Below are 20605 nucleotides of genomic sequence, written 5' to 3'. Positions count from 1 at the left end.
GCTAGCGGGCGATGGACTTCTGCGAGGCCAGGACCTTGCGCTGTTGCAGGTAGATCACCGCATCGCCATCAAAAGCCAGCACCTTGTCGGCGGTCAGCGGGCCGCCGTCGCCATCTTCGTAGCGCACCCAGCCTTCATCCCACAGGTCGCCGCTGGCATGGCGCACCTGGACGAAGAACATCGGCGGCTCGGCGCGGGTGATCTCGACGAAGTAACCGCCATCGGCGGCGCCCTGCCACTGGGCCCCGGGGTGGTTGGCCAGGGCCAGGGGCGGCGTCGGGGCGAACTCCATCTTGGCCAGCATCAGGCCAAGCAGTACCAGCGCCAGCACACCGACCGACATCAAGAAACGTTGCAACCAGATCAATCCCGGATCTCCAATAGCGTCCATGCCCCTGTGGGCTCGGGCAAGGGGCGCATTCTGTTGAACGGGCCTGGCCCGCGCAAGCAAAACCATCGCCGCCTTGCCAGCCTGGCCCGGCTGCGGCAGCCTTGGCGCCAGTCATCTGCCGAGCGACGGAAACCCTGCCCATGCGTATCACCCTCACCGCCTTGTACCCGCATATGCCCGGCGGCCTGTGGGTCGGCTTCAACTGCGCCCTGGGCGAAGGCCGCGGGCGCTGGCCAGGGACGCCCCCGGTGCTGGCCAGCGTGCACGAAGTGGAAATCAGCCTGGACGATGTGTTCGAGTGCGGGCGCAACCTGCACGCCGCCTCGCGCCAGCAACCCGGCCTGGGCTGGAGCGCCCAGGGCTTGCGGGTCTGCGGGCAATTGCTGGGGGTGGATGAAGATGGTGCGGCCGCCCTGGCTATCGGCCAGTCCATCGTCCTGCTGGAGGTACGCGGCGATCCCGGAGTGTGCCCACGGTGGGTCGAGATCGATTCCAGCGATGTGGCGCTGCACCCGCTCATGCTCTGAGCGCCAGGCACAAGACACCAGCGCCATTGGCGAGGATCGAGAAGTGGGTGGGCAGCAAGCAGCTCGCAGGACGCGATGGGGAGGGAGTGTTCGCCCAGTGCTCTGGCCTTGGCAATCCTTGCACCGGTAAAGAGCCCTTGCACCGGGCGAACGGTACGCATTCTAGTGCAACTGCTCAGGAAAATCCGAGGACTGATTCTGAATAAAACTGCATAGAGGAAATGTCCCATACACGATCAGGACGTTTCACACCCCTGTCGCTGAAATTCGCTAATGGCCATCTCAGTATCCGGTCATCTCCAGATAACCTCGCCCCCCATGGCTGCCACTGAAATCGATCGGCCCTTCCCAATAGGGCACGCTCAGGTTCATCCACGACTGGGGGTTGAGCGCTCGCGCCTGTATGTCCAGGCCCTTGCCGGGAATCTCCAGGCGCCAGGTGGTGGGCACACGCTTGCCGGCGACCTCGGAATACTCTTGCGCGGTGAGGCGGATCGCCTGCCGGTCCAGGCTCTGGCCATGGCCGTCGACGTCGATCCAGGTACCGGTGACATAGGGCGTGCCGGCCTCCTCGCGGACCCGGAACAGCATCAGCCGCTCGCCGCTGTCCAGGTGCAAGGAGAACCAGTCCCAACCACTCTGCCCGGCCGCCAGGGGCTGGCTGCTCCACTCCCGGTCGAGCCAGGCCGGGCCGCTGACCTGGTGGCGCTGGCCATCGATCTGCAATTCGCCCGAGGCCTGGAAGAACGGCTGGCTGTAGTAGTAGGAAGCCTGGCCCTGATCGGACTTGCGGCTGTAGCCGCCCTGCCCCTGGAGCACCAGCGGGCCCTTGCCGGACAACTGCAGGCGATAGGCGAACCCCGGCCCATGGGCCTGTACCTGCATCTGCGCCAGGGGGTCGCCGGCCTGCGCGAGGCTGGTCAGGCTCCAGTCGTCGATCCAGGCCGCAAACGGTTGCACGCTGACCCCGGCCTGGCCGACGCCGCCCCGGGCGAATCGCTCGGCCGCCTGGTGGCTGTTGGCCGAAGTGGCCGCTGCATGCCCCAGCCAGACCAGCGGCGCGCCCCAGCCGGCCTGCTCCGGCTCGGCACGCAAGGCGCTGCGAAACAGCGTCCACTGCACGCCGAAACGCCGGCCCTGGGCATCGCTGAGGTCGGCCGTGAGGTACCACCACTCGATGCGAAAACCATCGTGGGCGCCATGATCGTCCGGGAAGCTGAAGGTCCGCCCCGGCCGCACCGGGGTGAATTGCGCCGCCTCGTTACCCAGCCCGGCAAACCCCTGGGGCGCTTCGGCGCCCTGGTCGCAGCCGGCCAGTCCCAGGGGCAGCGCCAGGGTCCAGGCCAGGAGCCGACAGCGCCACGGGCGTTCAATCTTCATGGGCGAAGCTGCGTAGCAAGTCTGCCGGTTGCGCCCGGTACAGGCGCAGCAACGGCCAGGCCGAGGCCAGCAAGGTGGCCAGCATGGCCAGCCCCAACAGCTGCATCAGTTGCCCGGGGAATACCCGCAACGGCAGGCGCCAGCCGAAGGCCTGGACGTTGATCACGGTATCCAGGCACCAGGCCAGGAGGATCCCCAGGGGCAACGCCAGGACCAGGGTCAGCAAGGCCAGCAGCCAGGTCTGGCCCAGGTTGAGCAGCGCCAACTGGCGCCGGCCCACGCCCAGGGCCCAGAGCGGCGCCAACTGGCCCAGGCGACTCTGGCTCTGGGTCAGCAGGCTGATGAACAAGGCCACGGCGGACACCCCCAGGGTCAGGCTGTTGAGGGCGGCGGTGGCGGCGAAGGTGCGCTCGAAGACCTTCAGCGACCAGCCCTTGAGCCGGGCCTGGTCGACGATCCGGCTGTCGTCCAGTTGCCAGCGTTGTTGCAGCGTCTGGATCAGCGCTGCGCGCGTGCCTGGCTCCAGGCGCAGGTTGAAGCGGTTCGGCGCCAGCCCTGGCCAGTGTTGCAACAGGTGCCCGGCGTTCACCAGCAGATGCCCCTTGGGGTTGCCATAGTCGGCGTAGATCCCCAGCACCCGCGGCGCCCATTGCCCGCCGGGCACCGGCAACGGCAGGTGGTCCCCCGGGCGCAGGTCCAGGCGCCTGGCCAATTGCTCGCTGAGCATCAGGCCATCCTCGCTGGCCAGCCGGTCCCAGGGCCGCTCGCCCTCGGCTTCCAGCAACGGCCAATGCTGGCGATAAGCCGGATGGTCGATCACCCCATACAAATCCGCCGGCCAGCCCTGGACCTGCAACGGTACCTGCCACACCGGCAGGCTCGCTTGCACCCCGGGCTGTTCGGCCAGCCAGCGTTGCAGTTGCCGGGCCTGTTGCGCGTCCCGCGGGTTGATATACAGATCGGCGCTCAGGCGCTGCTCCAACCAGTCGCCGAAGGTCTGGCGAAAGCCCGCGGTCATGCTGCCGGCGCCGACGTTCGCCGCCAGGGCCAGCAGCAACGCCATCAGCGCCAGGCTCAGGGCCGGCAACTGCTGCCGGCAATCGGCCAGGAACCATTGCCCCAACGCCCCGTGCCGGCGCCCGAGCAAGGCCCCCAGCAAGGCATTGAGCAGCACCGGCAAGCCCAGGGCCGCGGCCAGCAACAGCGCCGCCAGCAACACGAACCCACTGGCCAGGCTGTTGCCCCAGTACCAGGCCGCCAAGCCGGTCAATGCCGCGCAGATCGTCACCCGGCCCTGGCGCCGCAGCCAACGGGCATGGGCCTGGTGCCAGGCCTGGGGGGCGGCCAGGGCCAGCAATGGCAGGCGCGCCGCCCGCAGCAGGCTGGCGGCACCGGCGAGCAAGGCGCCGAGCAAAGCCAGGCCAATGCCGCTGAACCACCACCAGGGGCTCAAGCTCAGTTGCCCGGGCACCTGGGCGCCATACAGGCCGCGCAGGCTGGCAGCGACATCGGGCAGCAAGGCGCCAGCCAGCAGGTAGCCGCTGATCACCCCCGCCACCCCGCCCAGCAGCGCCAGGCCGGCGAGTTCGAGGCCCAGGCAGGCAATCAGTTGTCGGGCGCTGACCCCGCAGGCCCGCAGGGTACGCAACAGGCCGCGGCGTTGCTCCAGGGCCAGGCCGATGGCGGCGTGGACGATGAACAAACCCACCACGAAGGACAAGAACCCCAGGGCATCCAGGTTCAGGTGGAAACTCTCGGTCAACCGCGCCAGGTCGCCCTGGGCATCGCCCTGGCGCAGCACCAGTTGCCCGGCCAGCGCCGTGGGCAGGGGCGGCGCCTGGTCGGCGAAGTCCCTGGCCAGCAGCAGGCGGCTGAGCTGGCCTGGCTGGCCCAGCAATGGCTGGGCGAAACCGATGTCCATCAATAGCAGGCCCGGGGCCATGTCCGCCCGCGCCTGGAGCGGTGGCAGGCGTTGGCCATCCTCGGTCCGGGGCTGCTGCCCCTCATGGTAGCCAAGGCTGGCCAGGGTCTGCGGCGCGACCCAGGTCCGCCCCGGCGGGCTGAAGAATTCGGCGATCTGGCGCAAGTCCAGGACCTGTCCGGCAATGGCCGCGCCATTGGGCAGCGACACCGGTTCGATGCCCATCAGCTGCAGGGCGGCGTCCTGTCCTTCGAGCTGCACCCGGCCCTGGAGCACCGGCGAGACCGGCCAGCCGGCCCGGCGCAGGTCGGCGAACCACTGCTGGGGGAAGCTGCCGCCGCCGGCGGTGGCCAGGCTGGCCTGGGGCTCGCCGCCGATCAGGCGGCTGGCCCGGGCATAGCTGTCGCGGGCCTGGCTATTGAGCGCCAGCACGCCGGTCAGCAGGCTGGTGGCCAGCCACAGTCCGGTCAGCACGCTGAAGAACTGCACCGGGTGCTGGCGCCAATGGCTCAGCAGCGCCCACAGCGCCGTGCCGAAGACTCGCATCTCAGGCCTCGTCCGTGGCGGCCAGGCGCCCGTGGTGCAGGACCACGGTACGTTGCAGGCGGCTGGCGACCCGCTGGCTGTGGGTGACCATCAGCAGGCTGGTGGGGCTGTCCGCCAGCAGCTCCAGCAACAGCTGCAGGACTTCATCGCTGGTGGCTTCGTCGAGGCTGCCGGTGGGTTCGTCGGCCAGTAGCAAGGGTGGCCTGGCGGCCAGCGCGCGGCCCAGGGCCACCCGTTGCTGCTGGCCACCGGAGAGTTGCTCGGGATAGCGCCGCAAGAGCTCCCCCAGGCCCAGGCGCGCCGCCAGGTGGGCCTGCCAGGCCGGGTCGAAGCGCCCAGCCAGGCGCGCCTGGAAGCCCAGGTTGTCCTCGACCCGCAGGCTGCTGATGAGGTTGAACTGCTGGAACACCAGGCCGACCTCGGTGCGCCGCCAGCTGGCCAGCTGCGCTTCACTCAGCTCCTGCAACTGGCGCTGGCCGACGCGGATGCGCCCGGCGTCGAGCCGGTCCAGGCCGGCGATCAGGTGCAGCAAGGTGCTCTTGCCACTGCCGGATTCGCCCATCAACGCCAGGCTGGCGCCCTGCTCCAACTGCAGGTCGACGCCCTGCAACACCGCCAGGGGCCCCTGGGGTGTGGCATAGCTCTTGAACACGCCTTGCACTTCGAGCATCGCGGGGGTTCGTCCTTGGGCCAGTGAAGGGGCCAAGGATAAAACAGCCACCGCGTCGTGTGTAACACATCCCTGGAAGATCGGTACGGGCCGGGTTACGGCCGCTGCGCAGCCGCTCGCAGCCTCGCCGGCTCGACAGCGGCTATAAAGCGTAGCGGTCGTAGCGGGCGCAAGGCCACGCCGGCAGCGTCAGGCTTGCTCCAGCAAGTCGTCGGCCACCGGGTACTTGACCACCACCCGGTTGCGATACAGGCATTCCTGGCGCACCAGCTCGCAGTCCTGGCCCTTGGTGCGGATGTCGCGCCAGATCTGGTTCTCGCGAAACACCCGACCACCCTCGCGGACGAAACGATGGCCCTGCTGGTAGACGTGGTAGCGGTAGCCGCGCGGTTGCTCGCACAACAGTTCGCCCTCGAGCTGGTGCGCGCCGACATGCAGCTTGAGCTGGAAGGCGTGCGGCCCGGGGTTGTGCAGCACCAGGTCGATGTAGTTGTAGAAGATCGCCGCGCCGGAGCCGAAAGGCAGCACCCGGCCCTCGTCGGGAAACGGGTCGAAGCTGTGGTTCGCCCGCTCCACCACTTGCAACGGCGAGTGGATCGCCATCCAGTGGATCAGGTTGCTCAGCTGGCAGATGCCCCCGCCGATACCGCTGCGCGCCTCGCCGAACGACAGCTCCATGCCCTCGACGAACCCCCGCGCGCGACTGGGCCGGCCCACCAGCTGGCAGAAGGAAAAATACTCCCCCGGGCCGATGCGCACCCCATCGATGCAAGCCACCGCCAGCCTGAGATTGATCACCTTGTTGTGCTGCAGGGCCAGGTCGCAATCGCCCAGGGTGCGGATCAGCTTGGAGGTGTGCTTGATATAGCGATAAGGCAAGCGCGGGCTGTCGGCTACGGGCCGCGCATAACGCCGGCCGGAAAAACGCCAGGCCAGGCTGCGCGCCAGGCGCTTCTGGCGCACGCGCAGCCAGTACAACAACGGGTGGTACGAAGACAACGGCTTCATCGATGGGTATGGGCCAGCCCAGGGCCGGCTTCGTCCTTGAAAAAAAGAGCGGCATCTTAGCCGCAAGTCCGCCGCCCCACTAGCCGGGAGTCCGGCCCTTAGGTGCTGCCCTGCCCCAGCAATTGGCTCAAGGCAGCACGCAGCTTGCCTGGCTTCACCGGTTTGTTGAGCAGCGGCGCGCCCAATTGCTGCAAGGCCCGCCGGCACTGGTCGCTGCGGTCGGCGGTGATGATCACCGCCGGCAGTGGCAGGCCGAAGTGCTCGCGCAACTGGCGCACCACCTCGCACCCGGTGATGCCGTGATCCAGGTGGAAGTCCGCCAGGATCAGCTCCGGCGCCCGGCCCTGCAACGCCTCCAGCGCCGCCGCCTGGTCAGTGGCGGTGACGACCTGGCACCCCCACTGCCCCAGCAACGCGGCCATGCTGTCCAGGATGCTCAGCTCATTGTCCAGCACCAGCAGCCGGCGCCCGGGCAGCGGGTTGCCGGTGCTTGGCTGTGGCACTTGCTGGCCGATGGGCAGCGGTATACGAGCGGCCAGGGGCACCTCGATGATGAACCGCGAACCATGGCCCGGACGCGAATGCACCTGCACCCGGTAGCCGAGGATGCGGGCGATGCGCTCGACGATCGCCAGCCCCAGGCCGACCCCCTTGCGATCGGCGGCGCGGCCCACGTCCAGCTGGTTGAACTCGAGGAAGATCGACTCCAGGCGGTCGGCGGCAATCCCGCGCCCGGTGTCCCAGATCTCCAGCCGCAGGTGCTCGCCCCGACGCCGCGCCGCCAGCAGGATGCTGCCGCGCTCGGTGTAGCGACAGGCATTGCTCAACAGGTTGCGCAGGATCCGTGTCAGCAACCGCAGGTCGGTGAACAGCGCGTAGTCCCCCAGGCGCACCCGCAACTCCAGGCCAGCGGCCTCAGCGACCGATTGGAACTCGGACACCAGTGGCGCGAGGATTTCATCCAGGCGATAAGTCGCCGGATCGGGCTTGACCGCCGCCTGGTCCAGGCGGGAGATATCCAGCAGGTCGGTGAGCAGGTCCTCGGCGCCCTCCAGGGCCTGGTGGGTGCGCTCCACCAACAGTTGCTCGGCACTGGGCAACTGGCGCTCGCGCAGGGTGGAGATCAGCAAGCGCGCGGCATTCAAGGGTTGCAGCAGGTCGTGGCTGGCGGCGGCCAGGTACTTGTCCTTGCTGCGGTTGGCAGCCTCGGCGGCATCCCGCGCCTCCCGCGCTTCCCGTTCGCTGCGCTCGCGCCGCAGGATCTGCTGTTGCAACTCGCGGTTGGCGTCCAGCAGTTCATCGGTGCGCGCGGCCACCCGTTGTTCGAGCTGGTCATTGAGTTGCTCCAGGCGTTGCTGGGCCAGCTTGCGCTCGGTGATATCGGCGACGAAACCCTCCACCAGCCCGGCTTCATCGGGCTTGAGCAGCAGGTTCATCAGCACGTCGATGCTGCTACCGTCCTTGCGCCGCAGTTGGGTCTCGTAGCCTAGCAAGCTGCGCTCGCGTTGCAACTGCTCGCCGATGGCCTCCAGCTCCTGGGCGCCGCCGACGAACAAGTTGCCGGCCAGGTCGGCCAGCGAGAACAGCACTTCCTGGGGGTCCTGGTAACCCAGCATGCGCGCCAGGGCCGGGTTGGCGGCGCGCATGCCGGCCTGCAGGCTGGCCTGGAAGATCCCGTGCACGGCGTGCTCGAACAGCCATTTGTAGCGGTTGCGCTCGGTTTCCAGGTCTTCCAGGCGTGCGGCCAGCTCCGGGTAGTGACTCTTGCGCGCCGAGTGATTGCCCAGGCCCAGCAGCCCGGCCAGGGCCCGTTGCTGTTCATCAGAGGGCCTCGCCATAGACCACCTCGACATCGCGCTGGCTCGACTCCCGGGGATTGGTGAGGATGCACGGGTCGTCCATCGCATGGCGCGACAGGAACGGGATATCGCTGCTGCTGACCCCATGCAGGCCCAACGTTTCGTGGAAGCCGATGGCCTGCTTGAGCGCGATCAGGTGGTCCACCAGGCGCCGGCAGATCTGCTGCTGGTTGAGGCCGCGACAGTCGATGCCGAAGGTCTCGGCGATCACCTTGAAGCGCTCCGGTGCCGAGCTGTAGTTGAACGCCACCACGTGCTCCACCAGCACCGCGTTGCACAGCCCGTGAGGCAGGTCGAGGAAGCCGCCGAGGCTGTGGGACATGGCATGCACCGCGCCGAGGATCGCGTTGGAAAACGCCAGCCCGGCCTGCATGCTGCCAAGCATGATCTTCTCGCGCAGGGCGATGTCCTGCGGGTTGGCGATCATCTGCACCAGGTTGCCGTTGATCAGGCGCATGGCCTCCAGGGCATGGGGGTCGGTGAGCGGGCCGTGACCGGTGGAGACGAACGCCTCGATGGCATGCACCAGGGCGTCGATGCCGGTACAGGCGGAGAGGAACGGGTCCATGCCCTGGGTGGTTTGCGGATCGATCAGCGACACATCGGGGACCACCGCCTTGCTGACGATGGAGAACTTCATCCGTTCCTGCTGGTTGGAGATGATGACGAACTGCGAGACATCCGCCGAGGTCCCGGCGGTGGTGGGAATCATGATCAATGGCGGGCTGGGCATGCGGAGCATGTCCACCCCCTCGAACTCCAGGATGCTGCGCCCGTGGGCCACCACGATACCGATGCCCTTGCCGCAATCCATGGGGCTACCGCCGCCGACGGCGACGATCACGTCGCAGGCATTCTCCCGGTAGACCTCGGCGCCCTGCATCACCTCCTCCACCCGCGGGTTGGGCGACACCGCGCTGTACAGGCAGTGCTCCACGCCCTGGGCCTGGAGGCTGGCCAGGACATCGGCGACCCAGCCGGCGGCGATCACCCCGGGGTCGCTGACCACCAGGACCTTGCGCGCACCGAAGGTCTTCGCATAGTTGCCGACGTTATGCCGGCAACCGGCGCCAAAGATGATTTCCGGGGAGACGAACTTGCGCAGCAGACTGAGATTCTGGCCCATGGCAAAAGCCTGTTTTCTTATTGTTCTGGAAAGAACGCCAGCCTAAAGCATCGCCGGGCGAATGCAATCCGACCATGGTGCCCCTACCGCCCTCGTGTAGCCGCTGCCGCAGACTGTACACGGCCCGGCACGGGTCGCCCGATCAGGTGGTGCGATCGGCCGGGTGCACCGCGCCGCCCGGTTTACGGGCGCTGCGCACCCGGTCGCAGCCTCGCGGGCTCGGCAGCGGCTACAGGTGCAGGTCCATGCCGTCGTGGGCCACTTCGATGCCACGGCGCAGCAATTGGGCATGCTCGGCGGAGTCTTCGTCGAGGATCGGGTTGGTGTTGTTGATGTGGATCAGCACCTTGCGCGCCCTTGGAAACGCCTCCAGTACCTCGAGCATGCCGCCGGGGCCGCTTTGCGCCAGGTGGCCCATCTCGCTGCCGAGCTTGTCGCCGACCCCGCACTGGCGCATCTCGTCATCGCGCCACAGGGTGCCGTCCACCAGCAGGCAGTCGGCGCGGCCCATCCACTCCAGCAGGGCCTGGTCCACCTGGCCCAGACCCGGGGCGTAGAACAGGCTGGCGCCGCTGCGCCGGTCCTCGACGAACAGGCCGATGTTGTCCCCCGGATGGGGGTTGCCGCGATGGGGCGAATACGGCGGCGCACTGCTGCGCAGGACAATGGCCCGCAGCAGCAGGTCCGGGCAGGCCGGTACGCTGAAGGTGCGGCCATCGAGGTGGATCGGCTGCCAGGCCAGGCCGCCGTTCCAGTGGCTGAGCATGTTGAACAGCGGGAAACCGCTGCACAGGTCCTGGTGCACCATCTCGGTACACCAGACCTGATGCGGGCAGCCCTCGCGCAGGCTGAGCAGGCCAGTGCAATGGTCGATCTGGCTGTCCAGCAGGATCACCCCGGCCAGCGCCGAGTCCCGCAGTTGCCGTGCCGGTTGCAAGGGAGGAAAAGACGCCAGTTGCACGCGGATGTCCGGCGAGGCGTTGCACAGGATCCAGTCCACGCCGTTGTCGCTCAGGGCGATGGACGATTGCGTGCGCGGCCGGGCCCGCAGGCTGGCATTGCGCACACCGGCGCAGTTGCGGCAGTTGCAGTTCCACTGCGGAAAACCGCCGCCCGCTGCGGAACCGAGGATGCGGATATGCATGGAGTGCTCCGAAGACAGAAGACTCCGGTCGCCACCCGTAGCGACCGGAGCGGAACGGCTCAGCGATTGGCGAAGTACATGGTCACTTCGAAGCCGATGCGCAGGTCGGTGTAGGCGGGTTTATGCCACATGGGGTCGATCCTCTTGTCGTGCCGGGGGATTCCGGTAACCGCATTAATGCACGGTGTTCGGCAAGTCCGAATGCTACTTTGGCACCGGTTGGCGGATGCCTTGGTAGGGGTAGGGGCAGCTACAAGTTACAAGCTACAAGCGGCAAGATAGGAGCGAAAAAGGCACGCATGGGTCGCTTGAAGCTTGCCGCTTGCCGCTGCCTAGAAGAAGCCCAGCGGATTGATGTCGTAGCTCACCAGAAGGTTCTTGGTCTGCTGGTAGTGGTCGAGCATCATCTTGTGGGTCTCGCGGCCCACGCCGGACTTTTTGTAGCCACCGAATGCCGCATGGGCCGGGTACAGGTGATAGCAGTTGGTCCACACGCGACCAGCCTTGATCGCCCGGCCCATGCGGTAGGCGCGGTTGATGTCGCGGGTCCAGACCCCGGCCCCGAGGCCGAACTCGCTGTCGTTGGCGATCGCCAGGGCCTCGGCCTCGTCCTTGAAGGTGGTCACCCCTACCACCGGGCCGAAGATCTCTTCCTGGAACACGCGCATCTGGTTATGCCCCCTGAGCAGGGTCGGCTGGATGTAGTAGCCGCTGGCAAGGTCGCCCGCCAGGGGTTCGACGGCGCCGCCGGTCAACAGCTGGGCGCCCTCCTCCTGGGCGATCTGCAGGTAGGAGAGGATCTTCTCGTACTGCTGCCGGGACGCCTGGGCGCCGACCATGGTTTCGGTGTCCAGCGGGTTGCCGCGCTTGATCTGCTTGATCTTCTTCAACACCTCGGCCATGAACGGCTCGTAGATCGACTCCTGCACCAGGGCCCGGGATGGGCAGGTGCAGACCTCGCCCTGGTTGAAGAACGCCAGCACCAGGCCCTCGGCGGCCTTCTCGATGAACTTGGGCTCGGCCTGCATGATGTCTGCGAAGAAGATGTTCGGCGACTTGCCGCCCAGTTCCACGGTGGACGGGATGATGTTCTCGGCAGCGCATTTCATGATGTGCGAGCCCACCGGGGTCGAGCCGGTGAAGGCGATCTTGGCGATGCGCTGGCTGGTGGCCAGGGCCTCGCCGGCCTCGCGACCAAAACCCTGGACGATGTTCAGCACGCCGGCCGGCAGCAGGTCGGCCACCAGCTCGGCGAAGATCATGATCGACAGCGGCGTCTGCTCGGCAGGCTTGAGCACCACGCAGTTGCCGGCGGCCAGGGCCGGGGCCAGCTTCCAGGCGGCCATCAGCAGCGGGAAGTTCCACGGGATGATCTGCCCCACCACGCCCAACGGTTCATGGAAGTGGTAGGCGGTGGTCAGTTCGTTGATCTCTGCAGCGCCGCCTTCCTGGGCGCGGATGCAACCGGCGAAATAACGGAAATGGTCGGCGGCCAGGGGCACGTCGGCGTTTAGGGTCTCGCGCACCGCCTTGCCGTTGTCCCAGGTCTCGCTGACCGCCAGCAGCTCCAGGTTCTGCTCGATGCGATCGGCGATCTTCAGCAGGATCAACGAGCGTTCCTGGACGCTGGTCTTGCCCCAGGCCTCAGCCGCGGCATGGGCGGCGTCCAAAGCCTTGTCGATGTCTTCGGCCGTGGAACGGGGGAACTCGGCGATCACCTGGCCATTGACCGGCGAAGTGTTGGTGAAGTACTGGCCGGCCACCGGCGGCACGAACTGGCCACCGATGAAATTGCCGTAGCGCGGCTTGAAGGACACGATGGCGCCTGGGGTTCCGGGTTGTGCGTAGATCATGCTGGGCCTCTGCGGGTCGATGCCTGTCCCACGACAGGCGATGGCTCGATGGTAGAGAGCCCCTGGTGCCAGACGAATGCATCGTTGGCAGCAAGGGCTCTCGTCATTTGGTCGTAGAACAGCAGCGGCAAGCTTTTAGGTCTTGGGCAGCTTGAAGGTCCAGAGCATGCCGCCCTGGTTGAAGTCCTTGACCCGCTTGGCCACTTCGCCTCCCCACAGCGGCACCGCGCCGCCCCAGCCGGAGAGCACCGAGACGTACTGCTCGCCGTCCATTTCCCAGGTCACGGGCGAGCCCAGGACCCCGGAGCCGGTCTGGAATTCCCAGACCTTCTCGCCGGTCTTGGCGTTGAACGCCTGGAGGAAGCCCTCAGGCGTGCCGGTGAACACCAGGTTGCCCTTGGTGGTCAGCACCCCGCCCCACAGCGGCGCGAAGTTCTTGTGGCGCCAGACTTCCTTGCCGCTGATGGGGTCGATGGCCCGCAGCACGCCGATGTAATCCTCGTTCAGCGGCTTGATGGTGAAGCCCGCGCCGAGGAACGCCGCGCCCTTCTTGTAGGCGATGCCTTCGTTCCAGATGTCCATGCCCCATTCGTTGGACGGCACATAGAACAGCCCGGTGTCGCGGTTGTAGGCCATGGGCATCCAGTTCTTGGCGCCGAGGAAGGCCGGGGCGACGAACACCGAGCTGCCCTTGGCTTCGCTACCCGGGGCGCCAGGGCGGCTGGCCTCGTTGTAGATCGGCCGGCCGTTCTTATCCAGGCCGGTGGCCCAGGTGATCTTGTCGACAAAGGGGAAGCCGCGGATGAATTTGCCGTTGGTGCGATCGAGCACGTAGAAGAAGCCGTTGCGGTCGGCGGTGGCGGCGGCCTTGATCTCCTTGCCGCCTTCCTTGTAGTTGAAGGAGATCAGCTCGTTGACGCCGTCGAAGTCCCAGCCGTCGTGGGGGGTGCTCTGGAAGTGCCACTTGATGGTGCCGTCGTCCGGGTTCAGGGCCAGGCGCGACGAGGAATACAGGTTGTCGCCAGGGCGCAGGTGGGAGTTCCACGGCGCCGGGTTGCCGGTGCCGAACAGCAGCAGGTTGGTTTCCGGGTCGTAGTAGCCGCCAAGCCACGGCGCCGCGCCACCGGTCTTCCACAGGTCACCCGGCCAGGTCTTGCCCGCCTCGCCACCGGAAATGCCGTTCTCGATGGCCTTGCCGTCCTTGTACACGTAGCCCATGTGGCCTTCCACGGTGGGGCGCATCCACAGCAGCTCGCCGTTTTTCGGGTCGTAGGCCTGGATCTTGCCGACCACGCCGAACTCGCCGCCGGCGACCCCGGTGATCAGCTTGCCGTTGACCATCATCGGCGCCGCGCTGATGGAGTAACCCTCTTTGTGGTCGGCGACCTTCTTGCTCCACACCACCTTGCCGGTGTCCTTGTTCAGGGCCACCAGCTTGGCGTCCAGGGTGCCGAAGAACACCAGGTCGCCGTACAGCGCCACGCCGCGGTTGATCACGTCGCAGCACGGGCGGATGTCGTCCGGCAGGCGCGCGTCGTACTGCCAGAGCTTCTTGCCGGTGCGCGCGTCCACCGCGAACACCCGCGAGTAGGAGCCGGTCATGTACATCACCCCGTCCTTGATCAGGGGCTGGGCCTGCTGGCCGCGCTGCTTCTCGCCGCCGAAGGAGAAGGCCCAGACCGGCCGCAGCTCCTTGACGTTATCAACGTTGAGCAGGTCCAGCGGGCTGTAGCGCTGGCCCTGGACGCCCAGGCCGTTGGTGACGATCTGCTGCGGGTTCTTCGGGTCCTGGAGGATCTCTTCATCGGTGACGGCGGCCAGGGCCGCGCTGGACAGCAGCATGGCGCTGAGCACCAGGCTCACGGCGAAAAAGGGACGACGTGGGGGTTGGGTCATGACGGCTACCTCGGCGGTTATTGTTGTTCCCGGGAAATTTTCCCGGTCTGCCCGGAATTCTTGGTCCCGGCCTGCCTGCCAACAATTGCCCGCAGTGCGGAGTTTTCTAGTTCCTTGGTAGAAGAAGAGCAGCGGCCAGCAGCAAGCTACAAGCGGCAAGCAGCCCTCCCGCGGAGGTGGCAAGGGAGCGTGCTCCCGCCGGGTGGCCCAGCCGCCCCCCATGGCTGCCACCCCGTTCCTGCCAGGATCACGAATTCAGGTTTTGCGGCCGCTATGCGGTCGAGCGGGAGCAAGCGCCCTCGCCACGGGATCAGTGGCCGTCGAGGCGTTGCAGGCGCTGGCGCTCGTAGCGCGGGTACAGGTGGCTGACGCTGCGGATCAGCTCGTAGCGGGTCAGGCTGATGCCGGCAAAACGCTCGGGGATCGGGCGGCGGATCATCTCCGCCATGTCGTCGCCCTGGGCCGCGCCGTCGCGCATCAACCCGTCCAGCCAGCCCAGGTAGTCGCGCATCTGGGCAAAGGGCGCGGTATCGCTGGCCACCGGGCCATGGCCAGGCACGATCAGCTTCCATGGCAGGGCCTGCAAGGTGTCCAGGTCCTTGAGCCAGACCCCGAGCCCCGGGCTGTTGGGGGTGGTCAGCGCGCGCTGGTAGAACACCAGGTCACCGGCAAACAGCACCCCGGTGTTCTCATCGAGAATCGCCAGATCAGCGCCGGTGTGCCCACTCAGGCCCAGCAAGCGCAAGCGATGCCCGCCCACCTCAAGCACCCCGGGCTCAAGCACCTGGGTCGGCAGCACCACCTCGGTGCCGCGCATCCAGTCGCCGACCATGCGGTACATGTTCTCGGCCATGCCCTCGCCCTGCTGGCGCAGCAGGTCGCTGGTGCCGGCCAGGGCGCCGATGGGCACATCGCCAAAGGCCTGGTTGCCCAGCACATGGTCGGGGTGATGGTGGGTCAGCAGCAACTGGATCACCGGCTTGTCGGTGGTGGCGGCAATCGCCCGGCGCAAGGCTTCGCCGTAGCGTTTCGACGGCCCGCTGTCGATCACCACCACCCCGCTGTCGGTGACGATGAAGCCGGTGTTGACGATGTTGCCGCCATTGGCCTTGGCGAAATTGTCGGTGCTGCCTTCCAGCAGCCAGGTGCCCGCGGCGATCTGCCGGGGCTTGAGTTGATAGTCCAGGTCGGCCCGGGCCGGCAGGCCCAGGCACAGCAGCAACAGCAGGATCCAACGCATGGCGCGCCTCGGCTCGGGTGGGTCAAAGGATGCGGTCAGGGCAGCCTGGCCTCGAACTGGTTGCCGCTGTTGTCGCGCAACAGCAAGCGGGTCTGCCCCGGCCCCTGGATATCGAACCCCAGGTTGGGGTTTTCGCTGACCGCCGGGAACAGTTCGAGGCTGGCCAGGCGCTGATCGTTCTGGTCGCGCAATTCGGCGTGGTTGAGGAAGAACTCGGGAATGCCGCTGACCAGGCCGTTGTCCATCGGATGGGACACCTGCAGGCGCAGGCGGCTGACATCCCCCCGGGGGTAACGCCCGCCCAGCACTTCGCCGATGTGCTCTTCCCAGCCGGGCTGGGTGCGCACCACGCTGGGGGCGGTGCAGCCGCCACCTGCGGCATCGATCAGGGTCGAGCCCACGTGCCACAGGCCATCGCGGGTCAGCACTGCGGCGCGCAGCGGCGTGGCCTGCTCGATGCGGATGCGGATCGACAGCCACGGCAGCACTCGCTCCCCCGGTTCGAAATCGACAATGCGCGGCAAGGGGTTGAGCTCGGCCCAGGCGAGGATACGCACCACGTCGCCGCTGAAGGCCCGGGCGTCGATTTCCAGGGGCACCTGCCGCGCATCCTCGGCAAAGGGCGGCGCCAGCAGCTTGACCCGGTCATCGAAGACGAACGCCGCGTCCCCCAGCAATTGCTTGTGGTAGAAGGCCCACATCACCGAAGGCACCGGGTCCGGGGCCTGCGGATCGGCGGCCAGCGCCGGGGTCGCCAAGGGCAGCCAGCACGCCAGCAGACAGGTCGCTCGCCAGTTCATCGCAGCTCCTATTGATACATCTGTGGGACCTCGTAACGCAGGCCATAACGGGCGTACAGCGCCTGCAGGCGACCGTCGCGGATCAACCCTTCCAGGGCCTCTTCCACGGCATAGGCCAGCTGGCGGTTGCTTTCATGCACCGCCATGCCGATCTCCCACACCTGCTTGCCCATGTTCGGGTAGGCGTTTTCCGCCAGGGCCAGTTGCGGGTCGCCGGCCTTATGCAACTGCCAGTCGATCTCGCCGCGCATGGCCATCACCGCGTCCACCTGCCCGGCCCGCAAGGCGCCGAACGCCTGTTGCACGCTGGGGTAATGGTGGGTCTTGGCACTGAGCATGCCGTTGAACACCGAGGTCAGGTAGAACGACGGCACACTGTCCACTTCGACGCCAATGGGGTGTTCCTGGAACACCGCGACACTGGCCACCGAATCCAGCCGGCGGCGGTCGAATGCCACCTGCCAGCGCTCCTCCTGATAGGGGCCGAACATCACCACGTGATCGTTGGCCAGCTCCCCCAGTTCGTTGCGCTTTTGCGCGTAGTCGTGGTCGTAGGGCACGCGCATCATCAGGTCGGCCAACTGCTGGTGGCGCAGCGGGCTGCCGCGCCAGATGTAGTCGCGCAAATCGTCGTCGAGTTTCTCCCCCGGGGGCGCCCAGATCAGTTGCAGGCGCACCCCCAGGGCCTCGGCCAGGGCTTGCGCCAGCTCCACATCGACACCCCGGGGCTGGCCCTGGTCCTCGAAGCTGTAGGGGGCAAAATCCTGGTACACCGCCACCTTCAGTTCACCGGAGGCGATCATCGTGTCGTAGTTGCGCACCTCGGCCTGGGCCGTGGCGCAACACAGCAGCAGGCCAGCCAGGAACAGGGCGAAGCGGCCCATGGCGATCACTCCTCGACGCGCACGCTGTCCAGGTAGGTGCGCACCGCCCACAGGGCTTCCTGGCTCAGGTAGTCGGCCATCTTCGGCATGTACACCCGGCCATCGCGCACCGCGCCGTGGCGCACCCGTTCGACGAACCATTCATCCCCGGCTTCGCCGGCGTCGAGCATGCGCAGGTCTGGAGCGATACCGCCGGACTTGGCTTCCAGGCCATGGCAGGCGGCGCAGTTCTGGTTGTAGGCCGAGGCGCCGATTTCCACCGCCTTGTCGTGCTCGGGCGAGGTGCGGTACGGGTTGACCGAAGCCCAGCCGTCGCCATCGACGCTCACCCCGGCGTCCTTGATCGGCGTCAGGCCCTTGGTTTCCACCGCCTGGGGCACCACGTTGCCATGGGCCCATACAGCACCGGTGGCCAAGGCACCGGTCAGCAGCCCTACCGCGAGCAAGGCGTTGCGTTTTGTTGTCATTGTTATGCCCTCAAGATTGCACGCAAGACCTCGCTACAGAGGCCATGGCGCCATCTTAGAAACAGCCGGCGGGCGGCCGTATGCTGCTTTGGTGGTCGCGCTCTACTCCCTTGGTAGTAGGGCTTGTGGCGCGGGCCTAAATCAGGTGCCGCCCGGGAACTATTCCCGGCAAGGGCGGGACTTTTTCCGTATCTCAACACCCACCCCGGGGCAGACCCTAGTCAGGCCAAAACCTCCACTGGGAACTGCAACCATGACAATAAGATCGCTACCCGCCCTCTCCCCCCTGAGCCTTGCCGTCCAGGCCCTGCTGCTGGCCGGCAGCCTGTCCCTGGGCGCGGCGGCCACAGCGGCCACCGCCCCGTCGGCACCTGCCGGCAAGAACGTGACCTGGGAAGACATCGCCAACGACCACCTGACCACCAAGGACGTGCTGCAGTACGGCATGGGCACCAACGCCCAGCGCTGGAGCCCCCTGGCCCAGGTCAACGACAAGAACGTGTTCAAGCTGACCCCGGCCTGGTCCTACTCCTTCGGCGACGAGAAGCAACGCGGCCAGGAATCCCAGGCCATCGTCAGCGACGGCGTGGTCTACGTCACCGGCTCCTACTCCCGGGTGTTCGCCCTGGACGCCAAGACCGGCAAGCGCCTGTGGACCTACAACCACCGCCTGCCGGACAACATTCGCCCGTGCTGCGACGTGGTCAACCGCGGCGCGGCGATCTACGGCGACAAGATCTACTTCGGCACCCTCGACGCCCGGGTCATCGCCCTGGACAAGAACACCGGCAAGGTGGTGTGGAACAAGAAGTTCGGCGACCACAGCGCCGGCTACACCATGACCGGCGCCCCGGTGCTGATCAAGGACAAGACCAGCGGCAAGGTGCTGCTGATCCACGGCAGCTCGGGCGATGAATTCGGCGTGGTCGGCCAGCTGTTCGCCCGCGACCCGGAGACCGGCGAAGAGGTGTGGATGCGGCCCTTCGTCGAAGGCCACATGGGCCGCCTGAACGGCAAGGACAGCACCCCCACCGGCGACGTCAAGGCGCCGTCCTGGCCCGACGACAAGACCACCGAAACCGGCAAGGTCGAAGCCTGGAGCCACGGCGGCGGCGCCCCTTGGCAGAGCGCCAGCTTCGATGCCGAAACCAACACCATCATCGTCGGCGCCGGCAACCCCGGGCCGTGGAACACCTGGGCGCGCACCGCCAAGGACGGCAACCCCCACGACTACGACAGCCTGTACACCTCGGGCCAGGTCGGCGTCGACCCGAGCACCGGCGAAGTGAAATGGTTCTACCAGCACACGCCGAACGACGCCTGGGACTTCTCCGGCAACAACGAACTGGTGCTGTTCGACTACAAGGGCAAGGACGGCAAGGTGGTCAAGGCCACCGGCCACGCCGACCGCAACGGCTTCTTCTACGTGGTGGACCGCAACAACGGCAAACTGCAGAACGCCTTCCCCTTCGTCGACAACATCACCTGGGCCAGCCACATCGACCTCAAGACCGGGCGCCCGGTGGAAAACGAAGGCCAGCGTCCGGCCAAGCCGCTGCCGGGTGAAACCAAGGGCAAGCCGGTGGAAGTCTCGCCGCCGTTCCTGGGTGGCAAGAACTGGAACCCCATGGCCTACAGCCAGGACACCGGGCTGTTCTACATCCCCGGCAACCAGTGGAAGGAGGAGTACTGGACCGAGGAAGTGAACTACAAGAAAGGCTCGGCCTACCTGGGGATGGGGTTCCGTATCAAGCGCATGTACGACGACCACGTCGGCACCCTGCGCGCCATGGACCCGACCACCGGCAAGCTGGTCTGGGAGCACAAGGAACACCTGCCGCTGTGGGCCGGGGTCCTGGCGACCAAGGGCAACCTGGTGTTCACCGGCACCGGCGACGGCTTCTTCAAGGCCTTCGACGCCAAGACCGGCAAGGAGCTGTGGAAATTCCAGACCGGCAGCGGCATCGTCTCGCCGCCCATCACCTGGGAACAGGATGGCGAGCAATACATCGGCGTGACCGTGGGCTACGGCGGCGCGGTGCCGTTGTGGGGCGGCGACATGGCCGAACTGACCAAGCCGGTGGCCCAAGGCGGCTCGTTCTGGGTGTTCAAGATCCCGAGCTGGGATAACAAGACCGCCCAGCGCTGATCATCCCCGCCTTGTCTGTGGCGAGGGAGCCCGCTCCCTCGCCACACCCGCCTTCACTCCAGCCTGGAGAACCGCACCATGAACTACCTGCCCCTGGCCCTGCTGTTGGGCCTCTCCCCCGCCTTGGCAATGAATGTCGACGACGACGGCAACGATGTACCGCTGACCGTCAACGGCTGCCTGATCGCCGAAGCCAGCCAATGCCCCGGCGCCAACCTGCGTGGCGCCAACCTGGCCAACCAGGACCTGCGCAAGATGAACCTGGCCGGCGCCGACCTCTCCGGCGCCGACCTGCGCCACGCCCAACTGGACCTGGCCAACCTGGAAAAGGCCCGCCTGCAAGGCGCCAACCTGACCCGCGCCAGCCTGCAACAGAGCAACCTGCGGCTGGCGGACTTTACCGACGCCAAGCTGATGGCGATCCAGGGCTGGGGTCTGTTTGCCCAGGGCGCGCAATTCGAAAAAGCCGACCTCAGCGCGGCCTACCTGCAATTTGCCCGCCTGTCCGGGGCCAAGCTGCACCAGGCCAAACTGCGGGCGGCGGACCTGGAGATGGCCTGGTTGAGCAAGGCGGATCTGCAAGGGGCCGATCTGAGTGATGCCAATCTGCAGGAGGCGAAGTTTGGCGAGAGCAATCTGGAACGCGCCGACCTGCGCGGGGCGCGGCAGCATTATGGGAATTTCCAGGATGCCAATATGGAGGGCTGCCAGGGGTGTCCGGGGACGTGGGATAAGTAAGGGGAC

Annotated in this window: 18 protein-coding genes; 3 read left to right on the top strand and 15 right to left on the bottom strand. The window is 66.9% G+C overall.

All coding sequences use genetic code 11. The annotated features are described in order from the left end of the window. Position 1: 1 nt before the first annotated feature. Positions 2 to 391: a hypothetical protein gene (locus AC3WK8_RS26335; RefSeq protein ID WP_256592386.1), complete on the bottom strand. Its 390-nt coding sequence runs from the start codon at positions 389 to 391 to the stop codon at positions 2 to 4. 140 nt (positions 392 to 531) lie between these two features. Between AC3WK8_RS26335 and AC3WK8_RS26330 the strand changes: the two genes are divergently transcribed. Beyond that, entirely contained in the window at positions 532 to 918 is a 387-nt protein-coding gene (locus AC3WK8_RS26330) for a hypothetical protein (RefSeq protein WP_103326269.1), read from the top strand. A 282-nt stretch (positions 919 to 1200) separates the two neighbouring features. Here AC3WK8_RS26330 and AC3WK8_RS26325 read toward each other — a convergent pair whose 3' ends face one another. From AC3WK8_RS26325 to pedF, 14 genes are all read right to left on the bottom strand, one after another. After that, positions 1201 to 2298 (bottom strand): lipocalin-like domain-containing protein, encoded by a 1098-nt coding sequence (locus tag AC3WK8_RS26325; protein ID WP_103326268.1) that lies wholly within the window; start codon positions 2296 to 2298, stop codon positions 1201 to 1203. Further along, positions 2288 to 4765: an ABC transporter permease gene (locus tag AC3WK8_RS26320; protein ID WP_103326267.1), complete on the bottom strand. Its 2478-nt coding sequence runs from the start codon at positions 4763 to 4765 to the stop codon at positions 2288 to 2290. The genes AC3WK8_RS26325 and AC3WK8_RS26320 overlap by 11 nt, the downstream gene beginning before the upstream one ends. Position 4766: 1 nt before the next feature. After that, positions 4767 to 5435 (bottom strand): ABC transporter ATP-binding protein, encoded by a 669-nt coding sequence (locus tag AC3WK8_RS26315; RefSeq protein WP_103326266.1) that lies wholly within the window; start codon positions 5433 to 5435, stop codon positions 4767 to 4769. A 189-nt stretch (positions 5436 to 5624) separates the two neighbouring features. Then, complete coding sequence (locus tag AC3WK8_RS26310) at positions 5625 to 6443, bottom strand: VanW family protein (RefSeq protein WP_103326265.1); 819 nt, start codon at positions 6441 to 6443, stop codon at positions 5625 to 5627. A gap of 98 nt (positions 6444 to 6541) precedes the next feature. Beyond that, on the bottom strand, positions 6542 to 8281 hold the full coding sequence (locus AC3WK8_RS26305) for a PAS domain-containing hybrid sensor histidine kinase/response regulator (RefSeq protein ID WP_103326264.1): 1740 nt from the start codon (positions 8279 to 8281) through the stop codon (positions 6542 to 6544). Then, the gene (gene ercA / locus AC3WK8_RS26300) at positions 8265 to 9428 is read right to left on the bottom strand and encodes an alcohol dehydrogenase-like regulatory protein ErcA (RefSeq protein ID WP_085596434.1); all 1164 of its coding nucleotides are present in this window, start codon (positions 9426 to 9428) and stop codon (positions 8265 to 8267) included. The genes AC3WK8_RS26305 and ercA overlap by 17 nt, the downstream gene beginning before the upstream one ends. A 229-nt stretch (positions 9429 to 9657) precedes the next feature. Continuing rightward, positions 9658 to 10572, bottom strand: a complete 915-nt coding sequence (gene pqqB / locus AC3WK8_RS26295) for a pyrroloquinoline quinone biosynthesis protein PqqB (protein WP_022643639.1) — start codon at positions 10570 to 10572, stop codon at positions 9658 to 9660. Positions 10573 to 10631: 59 nt separating this feature from the next. After that, entirely contained in the window at positions 10632 to 10703 is a 72-nt protein-coding gene (gene pqqA / locus AC3WK8_RS26290; RefSeq protein ID WP_011060521.1) for a pyrroloquinoline quinone precursor peptide PqqA, read from the bottom strand. Positions 10704 to 10904: 201 nt separating this feature from the next. After that, positions 10905 to 12425: an acetaldehyde dehydrogenase ExaC gene (gene exaC / locus AC3WK8_RS26285; protein WP_103326263.1), complete on the bottom strand. Its 1521-nt coding sequence runs from the start codon at positions 12423 to 12425 to the stop codon at positions 10905 to 10907. A gap of 135 nt (positions 12426 to 12560) precedes the next feature. Next, positions 12561 to 14321, bottom strand: a complete 1761-nt coding sequence (gene pedH / locus AC3WK8_RS26280) for a PQQ-dependent alcohol dehydrogenase PedH (protein WP_103326262.1) — start codon at positions 14319 to 14321, stop codon at positions 12561 to 12563. 310 nt (positions 14322 to 14631) lie between these two features. Beyond that, positions 14632 to 15561 (bottom strand): quinoprotein relay system zinc metallohydrolase 1, encoded by a 930-nt coding sequence (locus tag AC3WK8_RS26275; RefSeq protein WP_103326261.1) that lies wholly within the window; start codon positions 15559 to 15561, stop codon positions 14632 to 14634. A gap of 35 nt (positions 15562 to 15596) precedes the next feature. Beyond that, positions 15597 to 16361: a quinoprotein dehydrogenase-associated SoxYZ-like carrier gene (locus tag AC3WK8_RS26270; RefSeq protein WP_015635018.1), complete on the bottom strand. Its 765-nt coding sequence runs from the start codon at positions 16359 to 16361 to the stop codon at positions 15597 to 15599. An 8-nt stretch (positions 16362 to 16369) separates the two neighbouring features. Then, positions 16370 to 17245: a substrate-binding periplasmic protein gene (locus AC3WK8_RS26265; protein ID WP_103326260.1), complete on the bottom strand. Its 876-nt coding sequence runs from the start codon at positions 17243 to 17245 to the stop codon at positions 16370 to 16372. A gap of 5 nt (positions 17246 to 17250) precedes the next feature. Beyond that, positions 17251 to 17712 (bottom strand): cytochrome c-550 PedF, encoded by a 462-nt coding sequence (gene pedF, locus AC3WK8_RS26260; protein WP_016967318.1) that lies wholly within the window; start codon positions 17710 to 17712, stop codon positions 17251 to 17253. 253 nt (positions 17713 to 17965) lie between these two features. Here pedF and exaA point away from each other — a divergent pair, with 253 nt between their 5' ends. Both exaA and AC3WK8_RS26250 read left to right on the top strand, forming a co-directional pair. Then, positions 17966 to 19861, top strand: a complete 1896-nt coding sequence (gene exaA / locus AC3WK8_RS26255) for a quinoprotein ethanol dehydrogenase (RefSeq protein ID WP_103326259.1) — start codon at positions 17966 to 17968, stop codon at positions 19859 to 19861. Between the two features lie 78 nt (positions 19862 to 19939). Beyond that, positions 19940 to 20599, top strand: a complete 660-nt coding sequence (locus tag AC3WK8_RS26250; protein ID WP_103326258.1) for a pentapeptide repeat-containing protein — start codon at positions 19940 to 19942, stop codon at positions 20597 to 20599. Positions 20600 to 20605: the final 6 nt, after the last annotated feature.

The sequence above is a fragment of the Pseudomonas sp. FW507-12TSA genome, from assembly GCF_058781435.1.
Note: the sequence above shows the minus strand (reverse complement) of the source record. Positions and strands in the feature narration are given on the sequence as shown.

Excerpts from the sequence above, each read along its gene's own strand:
- AC3WK8_RS26335 (WP_256592386.1), bottom strand. The coding sequence starts at position 391 with ATGGACGCTATTGGAGATCCGGGATTGATCTGGTTGCAACGTTTCTTG.
- AC3WK8_RS26330 (WP_103326269.1), top strand. The coding sequence starts at position 532 with ATGCGTATCACCCTCACCGCCTTGTACCCGCATATGCCCGGCGGCCTG.
- AC3WK8_RS26325 (WP_103326268.1), bottom strand. The coding sequence starts at position 2,298 with ATGAAGATTGAACGCCCGTGGCGCTGTCGGCTCCTGGCCTGGACCCTG.
- AC3WK8_RS26320 (WP_103326267.1), bottom strand. The coding sequence starts at position 4,765 with ATGCGAGTCTTCGGCACGGCGCTGTGGGCGCTGCTGAGCCATTGGCGC.
- AC3WK8_RS26315 (WP_103326266.1), bottom strand. The coding sequence starts at position 5,435 with ATGCTCGAAGTGCAAGGCGTGTTCAAGAGCTATGCCACACCCCAGGGG.
- AC3WK8_RS26310 (WP_103326265.1), bottom strand. The coding sequence starts at position 6,443 with ATGAAGCCGTTGTCTTCGTACCACCCGTTGTTGTACTGGCTGCGCGTG.
- AC3WK8_RS26305 (WP_103326264.1), bottom strand. The coding sequence starts at position 8,281 with ATGGCGAGGCCCTCTGATGAACAGCAACGGGCCCTGGCCGGGCTGCTG.
- ercA (WP_085596434.1), bottom strand. The coding sequence starts at position 9,428 with ATGGGCCAGAATCTCAGTCTGCTGCGCAAGTTCGTCTCCCCGGAAATC.
- pqqB (WP_022643639.1), bottom strand. The coding sequence starts at position 10,572 with ATGCATATCCGCATCCTCGGTTCCGCAGCGGGCGGCGGTTTTCCGCAG.
- exaC (WP_103326263.1), bottom strand. The coding sequence starts at position 12,425 with ATGATCTACGCACAACCCGGAACCCCAGGCGCCATCGTGTCCTTCAAG.
- pedH (WP_103326262.1), bottom strand. The coding sequence starts at position 14,321 with ATGACCCAACCCCCACGTCGTCCCTTTTTCGCCGTGAGCCTGGTGCTC.
- AC3WK8_RS26275 (WP_103326261.1), bottom strand. The coding sequence starts at position 15,561 with ATGCGTTGGATCCTGCTGTTGCTGCTGTGCCTGGGCCTGCCGGCCCGG.
- AC3WK8_RS26270 (WP_015635018.1), bottom strand. The coding sequence starts at position 16,361 with ATGAACTGGCGAGCGACCTGTCTGCTGGCGTGCTGGCTGCCCTTGGCG.
- AC3WK8_RS26265 (WP_103326260.1), bottom strand. The coding sequence starts at position 17,245 with ATGGGCCGCTTCGCCCTGTTCCTGGCTGGCCTGCTGCTGTGTTGCGCC.
- pedF (WP_016967318.1), bottom strand. The coding sequence starts at position 17,712 with ATGACAACAAAACGCAACGCCTTGCTCGCGGTAGGGCTGCTGACCGGT.
- exaA (WP_103326259.1), top strand. The coding sequence starts at position 17,966 with ATGACAATAAGATCGCTACCCGCCCTCTCCCCCCTGAGCCTTGCCGTC.
- AC3WK8_RS26250 (WP_103326258.1), top strand. The coding sequence starts at position 19,940 with ATGAACTACCTGCCCCTGGCCCTGCTGTTGGGCCTCTCCCCCGCCTTG.